This window comes from Streptomyces sp. NPDC092296 (assembly GCF_044755465.1).
Lineage (GTDB): Bacteria > Actinomycetota > Actinomycetes > Streptomycetales > Streptomycetaceae > Peterkaempfera.
Genome location: NZ_JBIVRB010000003.1, coordinates 351,013 through 371,164 on the forward strand (window position 1 = coordinate 351,013; position 20,152 = coordinate 371,164).

Annotated in this window: 12 protein-coding genes; 4 read left to right on the forward strand and 8 right to left on the reverse strand. The window is 74.5% G+C overall.

Going from position 1 to position 20,152, the window contains the following annotated elements; genetic code table 11:
- The first annotated feature begins 433 nt into the window (after positions 1-433).
- Complete coding sequence (locus tag ACIQGZ_RS11980; RefSeq protein ID WP_402601145.1) at positions 434-1,036, forward strand: GNAT family N-acetyltransferase; 603 nt, start codon at positions 434-436, stop codon at positions 1,034-1,036.
- 29 nt (positions 1,037-1,065) lie between these two features.
- Here ACIQGZ_RS11980 and ACIQGZ_RS11985 read toward each other — a convergent pair whose 3' ends face one another.
- Positions 1,066-1,572, reverse strand: coding sequence for a PaaI family thioesterase (locus tag ACIQGZ_RS11985; RefSeq protein ID WP_402601146.1), 507 nt, complete (start codon positions 1,570-1,572; stop codon positions 1,066-1,068).
- A 225-nt stretch (positions 1,573-1,797) separates the two neighbouring features.
- On the opposite strand from ACIQGZ_RS11985, the gene polA reads away from it, so the two are divergent.
- Positions 1,798-4,497 (forward strand): DNA polymerase I, encoded by a 2,700-nt coding sequence (polA, locus tag ACIQGZ_RS11990; protein WP_402601464.1) that lies wholly within the window; start codon positions 1,798-1,800, stop codon positions 4,495-4,497.
- A gap of 146 nt (positions 4,498-4,643) precedes the next feature.
- On the opposite strand, the gene ACIQGZ_RS11995 is transcribed toward polA, so the two are convergent.
- From ACIQGZ_RS11995 to ACIQGZ_RS12005, 3 genes are all read right to left on the reverse strand, one after another.
- The gene (locus ACIQGZ_RS11995) at positions 4,644-5,021 is read right to left on the reverse strand and encodes a hypothetical protein (RefSeq protein ID WP_402601147.1); all 378 of its coding nucleotides are present in this window, start codon (positions 5,019-5,021) and stop codon (positions 4,644-4,646) included.
- A gap of 560 nt (positions 5,022-5,581) precedes the next feature.
- On the reverse strand, positions 5,582-8,233 hold the full coding sequence (gene hrpB, locus ACIQGZ_RS12000; protein ID WP_402601149.1) for an ATP-dependent helicase HrpB: 2,652 nt from the start codon (positions 8,231-8,233) through the stop codon (positions 5,582-5,584).
- 205 nt (positions 8,234-8,438) lie between these two features.
- On the reverse strand, positions 8,439-9,314 hold the full coding sequence (locus ACIQGZ_RS12005) for a class I SAM-dependent methyltransferase (RefSeq protein WP_402601150.1): 876 nt from the start codon (positions 9,312-9,314) through the stop codon (positions 8,439-8,441).
- Between the two features lie 441 nt (positions 9,315-9,755).
- Between ACIQGZ_RS12005 and rpsA the strand changes: the two genes are divergently transcribed.
- Together rpsA and coaE are read left to right on the forward strand one after the other, a co-directional pair.
- Positions 9,756-11,243, forward strand: a complete 1,488-nt coding sequence (gene rpsA / locus ACIQGZ_RS12010; RefSeq protein WP_402601151.1) for a 30S ribosomal protein S1 — start codon at positions 9,756-9,758, stop codon at positions 11,241-11,243.
- Positions 11,244-11,407: 164 nt separating this feature from the next.
- Positions 11,408-12,019: a dephospho-CoA kinase gene (gene coaE, locus ACIQGZ_RS12015; protein ID WP_402601153.1), complete on the forward strand. Its 612-nt coding sequence runs from the start codon at positions 11,408-11,410 to the stop codon at positions 12,017-12,019.
- Between the two features lie 23 nt (positions 12,020-12,042).
- Here coaE and ACIQGZ_RS12020 read toward each other — a convergent pair whose 3' ends face one another.
- The 4 genes from ACIQGZ_RS12020 to glgX form a co-directional block, all read right to left on the reverse strand.
- Positions 12,043-12,882, reverse strand: coding sequence for an SAM-dependent methyltransferase (locus ACIQGZ_RS12020; protein ID WP_402601154.1), 840 nt, complete (start codon positions 12,880-12,882; stop codon positions 12,043-12,045).
- A gap of 139 nt (positions 12,883-13,021) precedes the next feature.
- Entirely contained in the window at positions 13,022-14,848 is a 1,827-nt protein-coding gene (treZ, locus tag ACIQGZ_RS12025) for a malto-oligosyltrehalose trehalohydrolase (protein ID WP_402601155.1), read from the reverse strand.
- Positions 14,849-15,090: 242 nt separating this feature from the next.
- Positions 15,091-17,658, reverse strand: a complete 2,568-nt coding sequence (treY, locus tag ACIQGZ_RS12030) for a malto-oligosyltrehalose synthase (protein WP_402601156.1) — start codon at positions 17,656-17,658, stop codon at positions 15,091-15,093.
- Positions 17,659-17,960: 302 nt separating this feature from the next.
- Entirely contained in the window at positions 17,961-20,126 is a 2,166-nt protein-coding gene (gene glgX / locus ACIQGZ_RS12035; protein ID WP_402601158.1) for a glycogen debranching protein GlgX, read from the reverse strand.
- Positions 20,127-20,152: the final 26 nt, after the last annotated feature.

Here is a 20,152-nt window from a genome sequence, read left to right on the forward strand (position 1 = left end):
GGGTTCCGCAGGGTCGTCCACCTGCTCCGTAGGGCATTCCTGTAACAGTGCGTAACACTCGTGAAATGAAGTGCCGACGCGGGCGGTGGTGGCCACACCCGTCGCGATAACGGTCCCGGCGCCGCCGCGCCGCGCCCCCTCACACCTCGTACGCTCCCCATACGCTCCCCCTTCGCGGCTGGGCATGCCCCGGCGGACCGAGGGCGAAACGGTCCATCCGCGCACGGCCCACCTGCACAGCTGCGCCCCGGGGACCACCGGTCCCGGCGGCGGCCCGGCGGCCGTCCGGGCGCGGCGCGCCGAGCCGGGCTGTACCGGTGTCGGCCGGGTGCCGTACGCTCCGCTGCACATGGCCCCGCACGGCGTCGCCGGTGGGCGCGGTGGCCGGGCACGCGACGGCGTGCGCGGCAGGTTGGCGGGAGGTGCGTGCTCCATGACGCGGGCCCTGATCTCGGTACGCGAGGCGCGTCCGGCTGACCTGCCGGAACTGGCGGAGTGCTGGACCCAGGTGCACGGTGTGCTCGGCCGCTGGTCGCGCGGGCTGCCCGCGCCCACCGAGCAGGAGCTCGCGGAAGTGCTGCGGCAGGCGCAGGCCGCACCGGAGGTGCGCTTCCTGGTCGCCACGGTCGACGGAGTCCCCGCCGGAATGGCCTATCTGAGCTGCCGTCCGCTCTCCCCGCTGCACGGCGGACGGGCCGCGCACGTCGACTACCTGCACGTCCGCGACGGCTTCCGGCGCGGCGGGGTGGGACGGGCGCTGCTGGCCGCCGCCGCCTCGTACGCCGAGGAAGCCGGTGCCGACCGGGTCGCCGTCAACGTCCACCCGGGGCTGCGCGAGGCCAACCGGTTCTTCGCCCGCTGGGGCTTCGCACCGGTGACCGTGCGGCGCGCGGTGCCCACCTCGGTGCTGCGGCGGATGCTGCTCGGGGACGGCCCCGGCGGCCGGCTGCCGCCCCGCCGGGGCGCGGCGGCACGGCAGCTGCTGCGGCTGCGCCGGACCGCTCCGCTGGCGGACGGCGCGGAGCAGCCGGGCTAGCCGGGGCGGGCCGGGCGGCCCCGGGCCGCTCAGGTGTCGCGCAGCATGCAGGTCAGCCGGCAGCTGGTGATCCGGCGGCCCTGGTCGTCGGTGATGGCGATCTCGTAGGTGGCGGCCGTCCGGCCCCGGTGCACGGCGGTGGCGACCCCGGTGACCATGCCGGAGGTGGCCGAGCGGTGGTGGGTGGCGTTGAGGTCGACGCCGACCGCGTACCGGCCCGGACCGGCGTGCAGCATCGCGCCCACCGAGCCCAGCGTCTCGGCCAGCGCGGCCGAGGCGCCGCCGTGCAGCAGGCCGTAGGGCTGCCGGTTGCCGTCCACCGGCATGGTGCCGACGACGCGTTCGGGTGACGCCTCCACGACCCGGATGCCCATCCGGCGGCCCAGGTCGCCGCCGGAGAAGGTCGCCGGGTCGACGCCGAGCTTGGCGAAGTGGTCGATCACCTCCTGCGGGATGTCCAGGCGCGGGCCCTCGGCGGTCGGCTGCTCTGTCGGCTGGTCGGGCGTGTCGGCGGCGGTGGCGGCGGGCTCGGCCATGGTGCTCCCTGCGGCGTGTCGTCCCGGTGGTCGGGGCTGGCTGCTGGTGATCGTACTTGCGGGGTCGGACGGCCCCGCCGGGGGTGCCCGCTTTGTCGCCCCGTGTCCGGTGTCGGTGGCGCCCCCTAGGATTCGGGTGTCAGTGCAGTCGGCAGGACGGACGGACAAGTGGCGGGTCAGAGCGTGGCGCGGAGCGGTTCGGGCGGCGGGAGCCGACCCCGGCTGATGCTGCTGGACGGGCATTCGCTGGCGTACCGGGCGTTCTACGCGCTGCCGGTGGAGAACTTCAACACCACCACGGGGCAGCCGACCAACGCGGTCTACGGCTTCACCTCGATGCTGGCGAACACCCTGCGGGACGAGGCGCCGACGCATGCCGCGGTGGCCTTCGACGTCTCCCGGCAGACCTTCCGGTCCGAGCAGTTCCCCGAGTACAAGGCGAACCGCGCGACGACACCGGACGAGTTCCGCAGCCAGGTGGGGCTGATCGGAGAACTGCTGGACACCATGCGGCTGCCCCGGATGTCCCTGGCGGGCTTCGAGGCGGACGACATCATCGCGACCCTGGCGACCGCCGCCGCCGCCGAGGGCTTCGAGGTGCTGATCGTCACCGGCGACCGGGACGCCCTGCAACTGGTCAGCGAGCACGTCACCGTGCTCTACCCCACCAAGGGCGTCTCCGAGCTGACCCGCTACACCCCGGAGAAGGTCGCCGAGAAGTACGGCGTCACCCCCGCCCAGTACCCCGACCTCGCGGCGCTGCGCGGCGACCCGTCGGACAATCTGCCCGGCATCCCCGGCGTGGGCGAGAAGACGGCGGCGAAGTGGATCAACCAGTTCGGCTCCTTCGACGCCCTGGTCGAGCGGGTCGACGAGGTCAAGGGCAAGATCGGCGAGAAGCTGCGGGACAACCTGGAGTCGGTCAAGCGCAACCGGGTGCTCACCGAGCTGGTCCGCGACGTGGAACTGCCGCTCGGCGTCCATGAGCTGGCCCGCACCCCGTACGACCGCGACGCGATGGCGACCCTGCTGGACGCACTGGAGTTCCGCAACCCCAACTTCCGCGAGCGCCTGTTCGCCGTCGACCCCGGCGCGGCGGCGCAGGAGGCGGCCGCAGCACCGGTCGGCCCCGGCGTCGACGTGGACGGCGCGGTGCTGGCCGCCCCCGGCGCGGTGGCCGCCTGGCTGGCCGAGCACACCGCCGGCGGCGAGCGGATCGGCGTCGCCGCCGTGTACGACTGGGCACTCGGCGCGGGCCGGGTCCACGAGGTGGCACTCGCCACCCCGGCGGGGCCCGCCGCCTGGCTGGACCCGGCCGAGCTGGACGAACAGGACGAACAGGCGCTGGCCGGCTGGCTGGCGGACGAGGCCCGGCCCAAGGCCATGCACATCGCCAAGCAGGTGATGCGGGCCTTCGCCGAGCACGGCTGGCAGGTCGCCGGAGTCACCGCCGACTCCGCACTGGCCGCCTACCTGGAGAAACCCGGGCGGCGCAGCTTCGCCCTGGAGGGCCTCGCCGAGGAGTACCTCGGCCGCTCGCTCCAGCCCGCAGCGGAGACGGAGAGCGGCCAGCTCTCCTTCGACACCTCCGGCGACGACGAGGACGACGGCGAGGCCGCCGCCCAGGCCCTGATGGTCCAGGCCCGCACCGTGCTCGACCTGGCCGACGTCTTCGACGAGCGGCTGGCCAAGGACGGCGCGATGGACCTGCTGCGCGATGTGGAGCTGCCGATGTCGGCGCTGCTCGCGCGGATGGAGCGCACCGGCATCGCGGCCGACCGGCAGTGGCTCTCCACCCTGGAGTCCCAGTTCGCGGCGGCGGTGCAGCAGGCCGTGGAGGAGGCCCACGCGGCGGTGGGGCACCCCTTCAACCTGGGCTCCCCCAAGCAGTTGCAGGAGATCCTCTTCGGTGAGCTGGGCCTGCCCAAGACCAAGAAGATCAAGACCGGCTTCACCACCGACGCCGACGCCCTGCTCTGGCTGGCCGCCCGCACCGACCACCAGCTGCCCGTCATCCTGCTGCGCCACCGCGACCAGGCCAAGCTGCGCACCACGGTCGAGGGCCTGATCAAGACGGTGGCCGAGGACGGCCGCATCCACACCACCTTCAACCAGATGGTGGCCGCCACCGGCCGGCTCTCCTCGCAGGACCCCAACCTGCAGAACATCCCCGTGCGCACCGAGGAGGGCCGGTCCATCCGGCGGGCCTTCGTGGTCGGTGCGGGCTATGAGTCGCTGCTGACGGCGGACTACTCGCAGATCGAGCTGCGGATCATGGCCCACCTGTCCGAGGACGCCGCCCTGATCGAGGCGTTCACCTCCGGCGAGGACCTGCACACCACGGTGGCCTCGCAGGTCTTCACGGTGGAGAAGGGCGCGGTCGACGCCGAGATGCGCCGCAAGATCAAGGCCATGTCCTACGGCCTGGCGTACGGCCTGTCGGCGTTCGGGCTCTCGCAGCAGCTGGGGATCGAGGCGGCCGAGGCACGGCGGCTGATGGAGGACTACTTCGAGCGCTTCGGCGGCGTACGGGACTATCTGCGGCGGGCGGTCGAGGAGGCCCGGGGCACCGGCTTCACCGAGACCCTGCTCGGGCGCCGCCGCTACCTGCCCGACCTGACCAGCGACAACCGGCAGCGCCGCGAGATGGCCGAGCGGATGGCGCTCAACGCGCCGATCCAGGGCTCGGCGGCGGACATCGTCAAGATCGCCATGCTGCGGGTGGACGCGGGGCTGACCAGGGAGCGGCTCCGGTCCCGGATGCTGCTCCAGGTGCACGACGAGATCGTGCTGGAGCTGGCACCGGGAGAGCGGGAGCAGGTCGAGGACCTGGTCCGCCGCGAGATGGCGGCGGCCTACCCGCTGGCGGCGCCGCTGGACGTCTCGGTCGGGGTCGGGCCGAACTGGGAGGACGCTGCGCACTGACCTGGTGGCGAGGTGACTGTGCGGCCACCGGGGCAGCGGTTTGTGCGGTGCTCTCGGGGTGGGGGTCGGCCGCGCGGTTCCTCGCGCCGCTGGGGCGGGTGCGGGGTGGGCCGTGCCGCCCGGGATGGATGGTCCGGGATGGTTGGTCAGCGGGTGGGGCGGTCGGGGAGGAGGAGGCCGGCGACTGACAGGGTTCCCCAGCCGACCGAGACGGCGACGGCTGCCCGGCGGCGGCCGGGGGCCGGGAGGGTACGGCCGAGCAGCAGCGCATCACCGAGGTCCGCGCCGATCCGCACCAGGGCGGCCAGGCGCAGGGCCGCCCCGCCCGGGGCCAGCAGCAGGGCCGTGCCGCTGACGGCGTCGCGCCAGCCCAGTGGGCGCAGGGAGACCGCGGTCGCTTCGGCGGTGCGGCCGTCGGCATCGGCCAGACCCGAGGGGCGGGCCAGCAGCCCCGGCCAAGCCGTCACCGCCACCCCGTACACCGCCGTCGCCGCACCCACCGCCCGCAGCAGTCCGACCCGCATCCCGGCCTCCTCGCTCCGCCCGGCCCGGCCCCGGCGGCCGGGCCTCTGGGGGCAGTGTGCCCCGGGCGGGCGGCGGTTCGCTTGGTGGCGGTGGCTCCTGTGCGGGTGAGTGGGCCCGTCTGGGCGGCGGTGGCTTGGTTTCCCGGCGCCGGGCCTGTGCGGGTGGTGTGTCCCGGAGGGGCGGCGGTTCGCTTGGTGGCGGCGGGCATCCCGGCTGGGCGGCCCGCTGGCGTGACGAGGTGCGCCGGCTGCTGCGGGGTCTGGACGGTGCCGGTCTGGACGGTGCCGGTGCGGGCGGCTCCGGTGCGGGCGGTGGGCGGGCGGAGCTGTCCGACGCGGCGGCGGTGGCCTGGTTTCCCGGCGCCGGGCCTGTACGGGCGGTGTGTCCCGGAGGGGCGGCGGTTCGCTTGGTGGCGGTGGCTCCTGTGCGGGTGAGTGGGCCTGTCTGGGCGGCGGTGGCCTGGTTTCCCGGCGGCCGGGCCTGTGCGGGTGGTGTGCTTCGGGCGGGCGGCGGTTCGCTTGGTGGCGGTGGCTCCGTACGGGTGAGTGCCGGTGGCGGGTCAGCGGCGGGGCTTGAGGCGGCGGGTCGGGGTGGCGGTGGCCGGGTCCTCCGGCCAGGGGTGGCGGGGGTAGCGGCCGCGCAGTTCGGCGCGGACCGCCCGGTAGCCCTCCCGCCAGAAGGAGGCCAGGTCGCCGGTGACGGCGGCGGGCCGTCCGGCCGGGGAGAGCAGATGCACGGTGAGCGGTACCCGGCCGCCCGCCAGCGCGGGGGCGGCGTCCCAGCCGAACAGCTCCTGGAGCTTCACCGCCAGCACCGGCCGGTCGCCGGAGTAGTCGACCCTGACCCGGGACCCGCTCGGCACCTCGATCCGCTCCGGGGCGAGCACGTCCAACTGCCGGGCCTCGCCGCCGGACCAGGGCAGCAGCCGCCGCAGCGCGTCCGCCGTGCCGATCCGCTCCAGGTCGGCCCGGCGCCGGGCGGAGTCCAGTTCGGGCCCCAGCCACTCCTCGGCCCGCTCCAGCAGGGCGCCGTCCGAGACGTCCGGCCACGGCTCGCCCAGCACCCCGTACAGGAAGGCCAGCCGCCCCCGCAGCGCCACCGCCGCGTCACCCCAGGTCAGCAGCGCCGACACCCCCTCGCGGGCCAGCCCCTCCAGCAGTGCCGCCCGCACCAGCCGGGGTTCGGGCGCCCGCAGCGGCACCGAGGCCAACTCCACCGCGCCCAGCGCCTCCACCCGGCGGGCCGCGACATCCCCGCGCCTGCTGCCGTCCGGCACCGCCCAGCGCACCTCCTCCCGGACGGTCCGCAGCGGCGCGGCGGCCCGCCCGGCGCACTCCTCGGTGATGGCCGCCGCCCGCAGCACCCGCGCGGAGGGCGAACCGGCCGGCCGGTCCGCCACCGCCACCGCCAACCACGGCTCGCCCGCCAGCCCGGAGCCGCCGGACACCTCGGCGGCGGTACCGGAGGCCATCAGGTACGGGACGCGTACCACGCCCGGCTCCGGCCGGTCACCGCGCAGCCGGGCCACCCGCTCGGGAAACGCCAACGCCACCACCAGGCCCACCGCCGCCGCGTCGTACAGCTCCGCCCGCCCACCGCCCGCACCGGAGCCGCCCGCACCGGCACCGTCCAGACCAGCGCCGTCCAGACCCCGCAGCAGCCGGCGCACCTCGTCACGCCAGCGGGCCGCCCAGCCGGGATGCCCGCCGCCGCCCGCCTGCGCGGCCCGCCGGATCGCGGCCAGGTCGTCGCCCAGGCCGCGCGGCGGCTCCTCCGAGAGCAGCGCCACCACCTCGGCCGCCCGCCGCGCCCCGACCTGCTCGGCGCCGTCCAGCAGTGCCCTGGCCAGCCGGGGGTGCACGCCCACCGCCGCCATCGCCCGGCCGCGCCCGGTGACCCTGCCCGTCCGGTCGACGGCCCCCACCGCGCCCAGCGCCTCCCGGGCGGCGGCCAGCGCACCGCCCGGCGGCGGGTCGAGCAGCGCCAGACCGGACGCGTCCGGGTCGCCCCAGCAGGCGGCCTGCAGGGCGAACGAGGTCAGATCGGCCAGGGCGATCTCCGGCGCGGGCCAGGGGGCGGTCCGGGCGTCCTCCGCCTGCTGCCAGCAGCGGTAGACCGTGCCGGGTGCCTCACGTCCGGCCCGACCGGCCCGCTGCCGGGCGGCGGCCAGCGAGGCCCGTACGGTGACCAGGGTGCTCAGCCCGCGCGCATGGTCGGTGCGGGGCTCGCGGGCCAGTCCGCAGTCGACCACCACCCGCACGCCGGGCACGGTGAGGCTGGACTCCGCCACCGAGGTGGCCAGCACCACCCGCCGCCGCTCCCCGGGCGCGAGCACCGCGTCCTGTACGGCCTGCGGCGCCCGGCCGTGGACGGGCAGCACATCCGTACCGTCGAGGTCGGCCAGCAGCCCCGCCACCCGGGCGATCTCGCCCGCGCCGGGCAGGAAGCACAGCACATCGCCGTCGTGCGCGGCCAGCGCCCGGCGGACGGTGGCGGCCACGTGCGCCAGCAGCGCCGGGTCCACCCGGGTGCCCTGCGGCGGGTCCACCGGCCGGGGCGGCGGCGCCCAGACGACTGCCACGTCATGGGAGGTGCCGTGCGCCTCGACCACCGGGGCCGGGTCCTCGCCGCCGCCGAGCAGCCGCGCCCAGGCGGCGGTGTCGCTGGTGGCGGAGGCGGCGACCAGCCGCAGGTCCGGCCGGAGGGCGGCCCGGACGTCCAGCAGGAACGCCAGGGCGGTGTCCGCGTCGAGGTGGCGTTCATGGCACTCGTCGAGCAGTACGGCGTCGACGCCGGGCAGTTCCGGGTCGCGTTGCAGCCGCTGGAGCAGCACGCCGGTGGTGACGACTTCCACCACCGTCCTGGGGCCGGCCCGGCGCTCGCCGCGCACGCTGAAGCCCACGGTGTCGCCGGGCTTCTCACCGAGCAGCCACGCCATCCGGCGGGCGGCGGCCCGTACGGCGAGCCGCCGGGGCTCGGCGACGACGACCCGCCGGGGGCGGTCGGCCGGGGCGGGGCCGGTGGGCGGCAGTTCCGGCACCAGGCCGGCCAGGGCGAGCGGGACCAGGGTGGTCTTGCCGGTGCCGGGCGGCGCGGAGAGCACGGCCGTGCCGCGCTCCTGGAGGGCGGCGTGCAGGGCGGGCACGGCCTCCCGCACGGGCAGGGCGGCCCACAGGGGCGCCTTGGACGGCGGGCGGTGGTCGGTGGACATACGGGCCAGTCTCCCGGACGGGGTGGGCGCGGGCTCAGGGGTCCCGTCGGGTGGCCGGTCGGGCGGTTCCTCGCGCCCCTGGGCGGCCGGGGGCGGTCCAGGGGCGCGAGGAACCGCGCGAGGGGCCATGCACTTTCGTAGCGGCTCGAAACAGCGGCCGCCCGAGCCCTTGGTGGGAAGGCGCCGACTCCCGGCCCCGCAGGGGCTACTCGCGGGTCGAGACGAAGATCGCCGTCCCCGGCAGCAGTCGGCCGCGCAGAGGGCTCCAGCCGCCCCACTCCTGGTCCAGCCGGTCCGGCCACTCGGGTTCGACCAGGTCCAGCAGCCGGAAGCCGGCCGCGACCAGTTCCCGGACCCGGTCGCCCAGGGTGCGATGGTGCTCGACGTAGACGGCGCGGCCCCGGTCGTCCTGCTCGACGTACGGGCGCCGGTCGAAGTACGAGCTGATCGCGGTCAGCCCCTCGGGCCCCGGCTCGTCGGGGAAGGCCCAGCGGATCGGGTGGGTGACCGAGAAGACCCAGCGGCCGCCGGGCCGCAGCACCCGGTGCACCTCGCGCATCAGCCGGGCGGTGTCGGCGCTGAACGGCACCGCCCCGTACGCGGAGCAGGCCAGGTGGAAGGAGCCGTCGGCGAAGGGCAGCACGGCGGCGTCGGCCTGCACCACCGGGATCGGCGGGGCGCCGCGCCCGTCGTCGATCCGGCGGGAGTGCTGGAGCTGGCGGAAGGAGATGTCCAGCGCGACCGGCCGGGCGCCCCGGCCGGCCAGCCAGCGCGAGCACTGGGCGGCGCCGGCGCCGATCTCCAGCACCCGGCGCCCCGCCAGCCCGGCGGGGTCGCCGAGCAGCCGGGCGTCGGCCTCGTCGAGGCCCTCCGGGCCCCAGACGAAGCGGTCGTCGCCGAGGAAGGCGCCGTGCTCGTCCTGGTACTCGTCGGCGTTGCGGTCCCACCAGTGGCGGCTGGCGCGGCTGCTCTCGCCGCTGCCGGCCCGGCGGCGGACGGCGTCACCGCCGTCGCCGGTGTCGCCCTCACGGGCGAAATCTGCCTCGAACGGCTTCTCTGAGGGGGTGGTCGGCTGCGTCATCCTGCCCATCGCGTAGGGTTGGCGGTGCGGAAAGCGCCGCTCGTCCGGCCAGGCTCGTTCGCGAGCAGGTCGGCTGCGGCATCCGGGGAGCGGGCCCCTGTGGCTGCCGCCTCCGCGCACGAGTGGTGCGCGAGGTGCGGCAGACGGAGGATATGGCCTGATCCATCCCGGCCTCGGCCAGCCTGCGCCCTCCGGCGTTGACCGTGCCTGGCTGTCCCCGTATGCTACAAGTTGCGCTGCGGGCCTGCGCGCCTCGGACGGAGCAGGTCGCGCTCGCATCTGTCGAAGACCCCACGGTCACAAGCGGGGTGCCGTTCTCCCCGTCTGACTGGGAGGCCCGGTACGCCGGGTTCCTGGCTGTCCGGCCCTCGGTAGGAGCGATACGGGCCCTCCGCGTGGCAGTACCTACGACTTCATGTCCGTACCGGAGCCCTTTTCCTAATGACGAGCAGCACCGACTCTTCCCGCACCACCCCGCAGGTGGCGGTCAACGACATCGGTTCCGAGGAAGACTTCCTCGCCGCGATCGACGAGACGATCAAGTACTTCAACGACGGCGACATCGTCGACGGCGTCATCGTGAAGGTCGACCGGGACGAGGTCCTGCTCGACATCGGTTACAAGACCGAAGGTGTCATCCCCTCCCGCGAGCTGTCGATCAAGCACGACGTCGACCCGCACGAGGTCGTCGCCGTCGGCGACAACATCGAGGCCCTTGTTCTCCAGAAGGAGGACAAGGAGGGCCGCCTGATCCTCTCGAAGAAGCGGGCGCAGTACGAGCGCGCCTGGGGCACCATCGAGAAGATCAAGGAAGAGGACGGGATCGTCACCGGTACCGTCATCGAGGTCGTCAAGGGTGGTCTCATCCTCGACATCGGCCTCCGCGGCTTCCTCCCCGCGTCCCTGGTCGAGATGCGCCGCGTCCGCGACCTCCAGCCCTACGTGGGCAAGGAGCTCGAGGCCAAGATCATCGAGCTGGACAAGAACCGCAACAACGTGGTCCTGTCCCGCCGTGCCTGGCTGGAGCAGACCCAGAGCGAGGTCCGTCAGACCTTCCTCACCACCCTGCAGAAGGGCCAGGTGCGCTCCGGCGTCGTCTCCTCGATCGTCAACTTCGGTGCCTTCGTGGACCTGGGTGGCGTCGACGGCCTGGTGCACGTCTCCGAGCTGTCCTGGAAGCACATCGACCACCCGTCCGAGGTTGTCGAGGTCGGCCAGGAGGTCACCGTCGAGGTTCTCGACGTTGACATGGACCGCGAGCGCGTCTCCCTGTCGCTGAAGGCGACCCAGGAGGACCCGTGGCAGCAGTTCGCCCGGACGCACCAGATCGGCCAGGTCGTCCCCGGCAAGGTCACCAAGCTGGTTCCGTTCGGTGCGTTCGTCCGGGTGGACGAGGGCATCGAGGGTCTGGTCCACATCTCCGAGCTGGCCGAGCGCCACGTGGAGATCCCGGAGCAGGTCGTCCAGGTCGGCGACGAGATCTTCGTCAAGGTCATCGACATCGACCTTGAGCGCCGCCGCATCAGCCTCTCGCTGAAGCAGGCCAACGAGGCGTTCGGCACCGACCCGGCGTCGGTCGAGTTCGACCCGACCCTGTACGGCATGGCCGCGTCCTACGACGACCAGGGCAACTACATCTACCCCGAGGGCTTCGACCCGGAGGCCAACGACTGGCTGCCCGGCTACGAGAAGCAGCGGGAGGAGTGGGAGCGCCAGTACGCCGAGGCGCAGTCCCGCTTCGAGCAGCACCAGGCCCAGGTCATCAAGAGCCGCGAGGCCGACGCCGAGGCTGCGGCCGAGGGCGGCGACGCGGTGGCCGCGGCCGCCGGTGGCTCGTACTCCTCCAGCAGCGACGAGGGCTCCGGCGCTCTCGCTTCGGACGAGGCGCTCGCCGCGCTGCGCGAGAAGCTGGCCGGTGGCCAGAGCTGATCGCCCGATCGCCTAGGCCGACCGCCTGAGCTGATCGACCTGTAGGACCCGCAGTACGGCAAGGCCCCCGACCGGATCTCCGGTCGGGGGCCTTGCCGCGTATCCGAGGCGGTATCCGAGGCGGCGCCCGACGGGCCGCGCCGCCCGGCCGGTAGCCTGGCCGGATGCTGAGAGTGGGGCTGACCGGCGGCATCGGGGCCGGCAAGAGCGAGGTGTCCCGGCGGCTCGCCGCGTGCGGGGCGGTCATCGTGGACGCGGACCTGATCGCCCGCGAGGTCGTCGAACCGGGCATGCCCGGCCTGGCGGCGGTGGTCGCGGAGTTCGGTACGGGCGTGCTGCGGCCGGACGGCGCGCTGGACCGGCCCGCGCTCGGCCGGATCGTCTTCGCGGACCCGGAGCGACTGGCCGCGCTCAACGCCATCGTGCATCCGCTGGTCCGGGAGCGGTCGGCCGAGCTGGAGGGCGCGGCCGGGCCGGACGACGTGGTCGTCCAGGACGTACCGCTGCTGGCGGAGAACGGCCTGGCGCCGCTGTACGACCTGGTGATCGTGGTGGACGCGGCCGATGACGTCCGGCTGGACCGGCTGGTCCGGCTGCGCGGGATGGCGCCGGACGAGGCCCGAGACCGGATGGCGGCCCAGGCCGGGCGGGCGGAGCGGCTGGCGGTCGCGGACATCGTGATCGACAACGGCGGGCCGCTGGCCGCCCTCGACCCGCAGGTCCGCGAGGTGTGGCAGCAGCTCCGGGTCCGGGCGGCGGCCGTCGCCGACGGCTGAAACCCGGCCCCGGAGCGTGGGGCTCAGCGCTTGACGCCGACCCCGGCCCAGGCCGGGGCGCGGTCGTCGCCGGGCTGCGCCGGCGCGTCGGGGCGCCACAGCGGGGCGGTGACCAGGCCCGGCTCCTCCAGCTCCAGCCCCTCGAAGAAGGTCGTGACCTGCTCCCGGCTGCGCGGGGTGAGCGCGGCGGCGGAGCCCGAGTACAGCGTCCGGGCCCGCTCGACCTGCTCGCGGGTGGCGAAGTCGCCGGTGGCGTGCGAGAGCACCAGGCGGCTGCCGGCGGGCAGCGCGTCCACCAGCTGCCGCACGATGCCGATCGGGTCCTCGTCGTCCTTCAGGAAGTGCAGGATGGCCACCAGCATCAGGGCGATCGGCTGGTCGAAGTCCAGGACCTCGCGGACCTCCGGGTTCGCCAGGATCGCCGCCGGTTCGCGCAGATCGGCGTGGATCACCGTGGCGGTGCCCTGGCCGGCGCCCTCCAGCAGGGCGCGGCCGTGCACCAGCACGATGGGGTCGTTGTCCAGGTAGGCGACCCGGACGTCGGAGGTCACCTCGCCCGCGATCTGGTGGGTGCTGCCCGCCGTGGGGATGCCGGTGCCGATGTCCAGGAACTGCCGGACGCCCTGCCCGGCCACATGCCGAACCGCACGCTGGAGGAAGCCCCGGTTGGCCAGCGCGCCGGTGCGGAACTCCGGGCTGATGGCGAGCGCCTGCTCGGCCGCCTCCCGGTCGGCGGCGAAGTTGTCCTTGCCGCCGATGAAGTAGTCGTACATCCGCGCCGGGTGCGGGATGTCGGTCCGCAGATCGGTGGGGGGACGTACATCGTCCTCGCCGGCGCGCATCCACTGCCTGCTCTGGGTCATCGCTTCTCCCCGACCTGATCAACGCTGATTCGCGGTACGGGGAGCAGCATACGACCGCGTTCCGGCGCCCGCTGCCGACGGTTCGTCAATCAGTGCTGATGGCGGGAGGTTTCGGGCCGACGGGTATCATCCGGCGGCGTCATCCGGCGGTACGGACCAGCGCGACCGAGGCGGGGGGAAGCGGCAGCCGGTCGGCGGGCCCGGCCGGGTCCGGCACTCCCGGGCTGTCGAAGGCGGCCAGGGTGGCGGCGTACCCGGCGCCCAGCGGGACCGAGCGGGGGACGGCCGACAGGTTGGCGGCGACCCGGTAGGGGCCCCGGTGGACCACCAGCCAGCGTTCGTCCTCGTCGTACGCCACCCGCACGGCGGACAGGTCGGGGTCGGTCAGGGCCGGGTGGGTGCGGCGCAGTCGCAGCAGGTCGCGGTACCAGCCGAGCAGCCGGGCGTGCGGCTCGCGGCCGGGCTCGGTCCAGTCGAGGGTGGAGGCCCGCACGGTCGCCGGGGACTGCGGGTCGGGGATCTCGTCGCCCTGCCAGCCGTGCTCGGCGAACTCCCGGCGGCGGCCGCGCCGCACCGCCTCGGCCAACTCGGGGTCGGTGTGGTCGGTGAAGTACTGCCAGGGCGTGGTGGCGCCCCACTCCTCGCCCATGAACAGCATCGGGGTGAAGGGGGAGGTCAGCACCAGGGCGGCACCGGCGGCCAGCAGGCCGGGGGCGGTGGCGGCGGAGATCCGGTCGCCCAGCGCCCGGTTGCCGACCTGGTCGTGGGTCTGGAGGTAGCCGAGCAGCCGGTGGCCCGGGGTGCGGTGCCGGTCCAGCGGGCGGCCGTGGGTGCGCTGGCGGAAGGAGGACCAGGTGCCGTCGTGCAGCCAGCCCCGGGTGAGGGCCTTGGCGAGCGCCCCGAGCGGCCCGCTGGGGAGGGCGGCCACCGCGTCGGGCGGGCCGGTGGGACGGCCGGCGAAGTCGGCGTAGTAGCCCTGGGACTCACCGGTGAGCGCGGCGTGCAGCGCGTGGTGGAAGTCGTCGCTCCACTGGGCGGTCAGGCCGAGGCCGCCCGCGTCCCGGGAGGTGGTGGTGCGGGGGTCGTTGAGGTCGGACTCCGCGATCAGGAAGAGCGGCCGGCCGGTGGCGGCGGCCAGCCGGTCCACCTCGCGGGACAGCTCCTCCAGGAACGGGGTGGCGCGGTCGTCCGCCAGGGCGTGCACGGCGTCCAGCCGCAGGCCGTCCAGCCGGTAGTCGCGCAGCCAGGCGAGGGCGCTGCCGAGCAGGTAGCGGCGGACCTCGTCGGAGCCGGGCGCGTCCAGATTGACCGCCGAGCCCCAGGGGGTGTGGTGGCGGTCGGTGAAGTACGGGCCGAAGCGGGGCAGGTAGTTGCCGGCCGGGCCGAGGTGGTTGTGCACCACGTCCAGCACCACGCCCAGGCCCCTGCGGTGGGCGGCGTCCACGAACCGCTTGAGGCCGTCGGGCCCGCCGTACGGCTCGTGCACCGCCCACAGGCCGACGCCGTCGTAGCCCCAGCCGTGGCGGCCGGGGAAGGGGCAGACCGGCATCAGCTCGACCAGGTCCACGCCGAGGTCGACCAGATGGTCCAGCCGGTCGGCGGCGGCGTCGAAGGTGCCGGTCTCGGTAAAGGTGCCGATGTGCAGCTCGTACAGCACGCTGCCGGGCAGGGCGCGGCCCCGCCAGGGGGTGTCGGACCAGCGGAAGGCGGCGTGGTCGACCAGGCGGCTCGGGCCGTCGGGGCCGTGCGGCTGGCGGGCGGAGCGGGGGTCGGGCAGGGGTTCGCCGCCGTCCAGTCGGAAGGCGTAGTCGGAGCCGCCCGGGTCGGCGGGGGCGGTGGCCTGCCACCAGCCGGGGTGGTCGGGGCGCCGGTCCATGGGGTGGCGTACGCCGTCGACCTCTACCTCGACCTGCTGGGCGGCGGGGGCCCAGAGACGGAAGGTGCGGGGGGTGGCGGGGGCGGGCATGTGGGCTCCTCGGGCTCCTTGGGTGGGGGCGGTGGGTCTGGGTGGGGGCGGTGGGGGTCGGGGAGTGGGGGCGGTTCTTGGGGGGTTTGCGCACTGGGTGAGTGAGTGGGTGGGGGTGCTGGGGGTGGGTGGTGCTGATGGGTGGGTTTGCTGGAGGTGGGTGGGGGTTGTTCGCGCGGTTCCTCGCGCCCCTGGGTGGGTGGGGGGTGTTGTTGGGTTGGGTTTGTCGGGGTGGGTGGGGCTCAGGAGGTGAGGAGGGCGATGGGGAGGTGGGTGAGGAGGTCGGTGACGGGGAGGGGGCCGGGGGGGAAAGCACGGGCGGTGAGGAGGTCGGTCCAGGTGCCGGAGGGGGTGGGGGGCAGCGGTAGGACGGTGTCCGACCAGCCGCCGTGGTGGTGCAGGGCGTACGGGAGGCGGGTGGTGGCGGCGAGTACGTCGTCGCCCCTGCGGTAGGCGAGCAGGTGGTGCGCGGCGGCGCCGGTGGCGGCCAGCGGGGTGTGGGCGGCGGCGGGTCCGAAGGAGTGCGGGCGGTCGCGGCGCAGCCGCAGGGCGGTGGCGGTGAGGTGCAGCTTCTCGGCGGCCAGGCCGTGCGGCGCGGCGCCGCCGTCGAGGGCGGCGAGCCGGTCGGCCAGGGCGGCGAGGTCGACGGGGTGGCGGTTGTCGGGGTCGACCAGGGTGCGCAGCGGTTCCTCGCTGCCCTGGTAGACGTCGGGCACGCCGGGGACGGTGAGGTGCAGCAGGGCGGCGGAGAGGGTGTTGCTGCGCGCGTACGGATCGGTGGACTCGACGAACGCGGCGACCCGGGCGACGAGCCCGGGATCGGCCAGCACCGCGCGGGCGTACCGCTCCAACGCCTGTTCGAAGTCGGCGTCGGGCTCGGTCCACGAGGTCTGCCGGTCGGCCTCCCGTACCGACTTCAGCAGCGAAGCGACCAGCCGATCGGCGTCGATCGGCCAGGCGGCGACCAGGGTCTGCCACAGCAGGTACTCGGCGGCGGCGCCGGGGTGCGGGCCGCTGCGGTGGCGGGCGGCCGCTTCGGACCAGCCCCGGTGTGCCTCGGCCCAGGCGGCGGGCTGCTCGGCCAGTACGGTCAGCCGGGCGCGGGCATCGGCGCTGCGCTTGGTGTCATGGGTGGAGAGCACGGCCAGGCCGGTGGGCCAGTGCCGCTGGATGTGCGCGCACCAGGCGTGGAACTCCGCCGGGTCGGTGCCGGGGCGGCCGGGGTCGCCGCCGACCTCGTTCAGCGAGAGCAGCGGGTACCAGCGGTAGAAGGTCTTGTCCTCCAGCCCCTTGGCGGCGGCGGCGGAACAGGTCTGGGCGAACCGGGCGGCGAACTCGTCGCGGGCCGGCCCCCGGCCGAGCCGCCCCAGGGCCAGGTCCCGGACGGTGGTCAGTGCGGCGGCGAGCTGCTGCTCGTCGGAGGGCGCCGGGTCGGGGTCGGCCGGGGTGGTGAGCGGCGGCCCGGCGGCGGGGGCGGCGTCGGCGAGGTCGGCCAGTACCGCCGCCGCCTGCGCGGGGGCGGGTTCGCCGGGCACCACGTACGGCCGGTACACGGGGTGGGCGGCGACGAGCTGGGCGACGGCCTCGGTGAGGGCCCAGTCGGGGTGGTCGCGCAGCCGGGTGTCGGCCGGGTCCTCGGTGCAGGCGCGGGCGGCGGTGCGGCCCAACCGGGCGATCTCGGCGGCCAGCTCGCGGCGGACGACCTCGCGGCGGCCGTCGGCGGCGGCGTGCGGGTAGTCGGTGGGGCGGTCCGGGCCGGCTGCCGGGGCGAGGGTGGGGGCGGCGTCCCGGGTGATCCGCCGTACGCCGTCGCGGTCGGTCAGTACGCCGTCGATGCGGCGCAGCGCGTCGTACCCGGTGGTGCCGGCGCACGGCCAGTCGGCGGGCAGCCGCTCGTCGCCGGTGAGGATCTTCTCCACCACCGTCCAGGCGCCGCCGGTCGCCTCCGCGAGCCGCCGCAGATAGCCGCGCGGGTCGGTGAGCCCGTCGGGGTGGTCGATGCGGAAGCCGTCCAGCACGCCGTCCGCGTACAGCCGCAGCAGCACGCCGTGGGTGGCGCGGAAGACCTCGGGGTCCTCGGTGCGGACCGCGATCAGGTCGTTGACGGTGAAGAAGCGGCGGTAGTTGAGGTCGGTGCGGGCCAGCCGCCACCACGCCAGGCGGTACCACTGGTGGTCGAGCAGTTCGGGCAGCGGCAGGTGCTCGGTGCCGGGGCGCAGCGGGAAGGTGTGGTCGTGGTAGCGCAGTACCGGTTCAGCGGTGCCGCCGTCGGCGTCCGGGTGCGGGACGGCGAGCTTGCCGACGGAGAGCTGGTCCAGCACGGCGCCGAGCCGGTCACCGAGCAGCGGCAGCAGCACCCGCCCCCGCTGGGGGGCGTCGGGCGGGCCGGGCTGGGCGGTCCAGTCGACGTCGAACCAGCGGGCGTACGGGGAGTCGGGCCCGTCGCGCAGTACGTGCCAGAGCGGACGGTTGAGGTGTTCGGGGGCGGGCAGCGCCATGTGGTTGGGGACGGTGTCCGCGATCAGCCGCAGGCCGTGGGTGTGCGCCCGGTCGGCCAGGGCGCGCAGGGCCGACTCACCGCCCAGCTGCTCGCTGACCCGGGTGTGGTCCACGGTGTCGTAGCCGTGGGTGGAGCCGGGGGTGGCCTCCAGCAGGGGGGAGAGGTGGAGGTGGGAGACGCCGAGTGCGGCGAGGTAGGGGACGGCCGCGGCGGCGTCGTGGAGGGTGAAGCCGGGCTGAAGCTGGAGCCGGTAGGTGGCGGTCGGGGTGGGGCGGCGGCCGGGCTCGGGCGCGGGGGCGGCGGCTGTCATGTGCCCATGCCTACCCGGTGCGGCTCGGATGCACATCCCGGCGGCGTCGGTCGGGCGATGGTGGGTGCTCCTCCGTGGTGCGAGGGGGTGGGCGGGGGTTCTGTCGGGGCGGTGGGGGGCGTTGTGGGCTGGTTTCCGGTGGGTGGGTGGTTGTTCGCGCGGTTCCTCGTGCCCCTGGGGTGGTGCGTGGTTGGGCGGGGGATTTCGGTGGGGGCGGGTGGGTGGCTGGGGGCGCGGTTCCTCGCGCCCCTGGAAGGCACGGGGTGGGCGCGGGGAGTTCGGTGCGGGCGGGTGTGAGGCGGTCAGGCGGGGCGTTGCAGGACTGTCAGGGAGCGGTCGGCCAGGCGGAGTCGGTCGCCGGCCTTCACCCTGGTGCCGGCGCCCGGGGCGATGGTGCCGGGCAGGGCGGTGTCGACGATCACCTGCCACTCGCGGCCGTGGTTGACCGGGACGACGAAGTCCAGCGGCTCGTAGTGGGCGTTGAACATCAGCAGGAAGGAGTCATCGATGATCTTGCCGCCGCGCCGGTCCGGCTCGGAGATGGCGTAGCCGTTGAGGAAGACGGTGAGCGACTTGGCGTACGACGCCTTCCAGTCCCGGTCCGCCATCTCGGCGCCGCCCGGGGTGAACCAGGCGATGTCGGAGAGGTCGTCGTGGGTGCCGGAGACCGGACGGCCGTGGAAGAAGCGGCGCCGCCGGAAGACCGGGTGGTCCCGGCGGAGCCAGACCATGGCCCGGGTGAACTCCAGCAGCTGCGCCGCCGGGTCGTCCGCCGCCGGGGCCCGGCTGCCGGAGGTGGTCTGCGGCGCTTGGACCACGGACTTCGGCCAGTGCACCCAGGCCAGCTCGCTGTCCTGGCAGTAGGCGTTGTTGTTGCCGTGCTGGGTGCGGCCCAGCTCGTCGCCGTGCGAGATCATCGGCACGCCCTGGGAGAGCATCAGGGTGGCGATGAAGTTGCGCTGCTGGCGGGCGCGCAGCTCCCGAACACCGGGGTCGCGGCTGTCGCCCTCGGCGCCGCAGTTCCACGACCGGTTGAAGCTCTCGCCGTCCCGGTTGTCCTCGCCGTTGGCGTCGTTGTGCTTGTCGTTGTACGAGACCAGGTCGCGCAGGGTGAAGCCGTCGTGGCAGGTGACGAAGTTGATCGAGGCGATGGGCCGGCGCCCGTCGTCCTGGTACAGGTCGGAGGAGCCGGTCAGCCGGGAGCCGAACTCCGCGAGCGTGGCGTTCTCCCCGCGCCACAGGTCGCGGACGGTGTCGCGGTACTTGCCGTTCCACTCGGTCCACAGCGGCGGGAAGTTGCCCACCTGGTAGCCGCCCTCGCCCACGTCCCACGGCTCCGCGATCAGCTTCACCTGGGAGACCACCGGGTCCTGCTGGACCAGGTCGAAGAAGGACGACAGCCGGTCGACCTCGTGGAACTGCCGGGCCAGGGTGGCGGCCAGGTCGAAGCGGAAGCCGTCCACGTGCATCTCGGTGACCCAGTAGCGCAGCGAATCCATGATCAGCTGGAGCACGTGCGGGCTGCGCATCAGCAGGCTGTTGCCGGTGCCGGTGGTGTCCTCGTAGTAGCGCTTGTCCTCGGCCAGCCGGTAGTAGTTGTCGTTGTCCAGGCCCCGGAAGGACAGCGTGGGGCCCAGGTGGTTGCCCTCGGCGGTGTGGTTGTAGACCACGTCCAGGATCACTTCGATGCCGGCCGCGTGCAGCGCCTTGACCATCGACTTGAACTCCTGCACCTGCGGCCCCCGGTCGCCCAGCGAGGAGTACGCGCCGTGCGGGGCGAAGAAGCCGAGGGTGTTGTAGCCCCAGTAGTTGGACAGCCCCATGTCCACCAGCCGGTGGTCGTGGACGAACTGGTGGACCGGCATCAGCTCGATCGCGGTCACCCCCAGGTCCACCAGGTGCTCGATCACCGCCGGGTGGGCGATCCCGGCGTAGCTGCCCCGGATCTCCTCCGGGATGCCCGGGTGCAGCCTGGTCAGGCCCTTCACATGGGCCTCGTACAGCACCGTGCGGTGGTAGTCGGTGCGCGGCGGGCGGTCGTTGCCCCAGTCGAAGTAGGGGTTGATCACCACCGAGTGCATGGTGTGCGGGGCGGAGTCCAGGTCGTTGCGCCGCTCCGGGGAGCCGAAGTGGTAGCCGTAGACCGACTCGTCCCAGTCGATGGAGCCGCTCATCGCCTTGGCGTACGGGTCGAGCAGCAGCTTGGCGCTGTTGCAGCGGTGCCCGTTCTCCGGTTCGTACGGCCCGTGGACGCGGAAGCCGTAGCGCTGGCCCGGCTGCACGCCTGGCACATAGGCGTGCCGTACGAAGGCGTCGGTCTCCCGCAGTTCGACCGCCGTCTCCGACCCGTCGTCTCCGACCAGGCAGAGCTCGATCCGGTCGGCGGCCTCGGAGAAGACCGCGAAGTTGGTGCCGGCCCCGTCGTAGGTGGCACCGAGGGGGTACGGATGTCCCGGCCAGACCTGCATCGTCCCTCTTTCCAGTCGTCACCGCG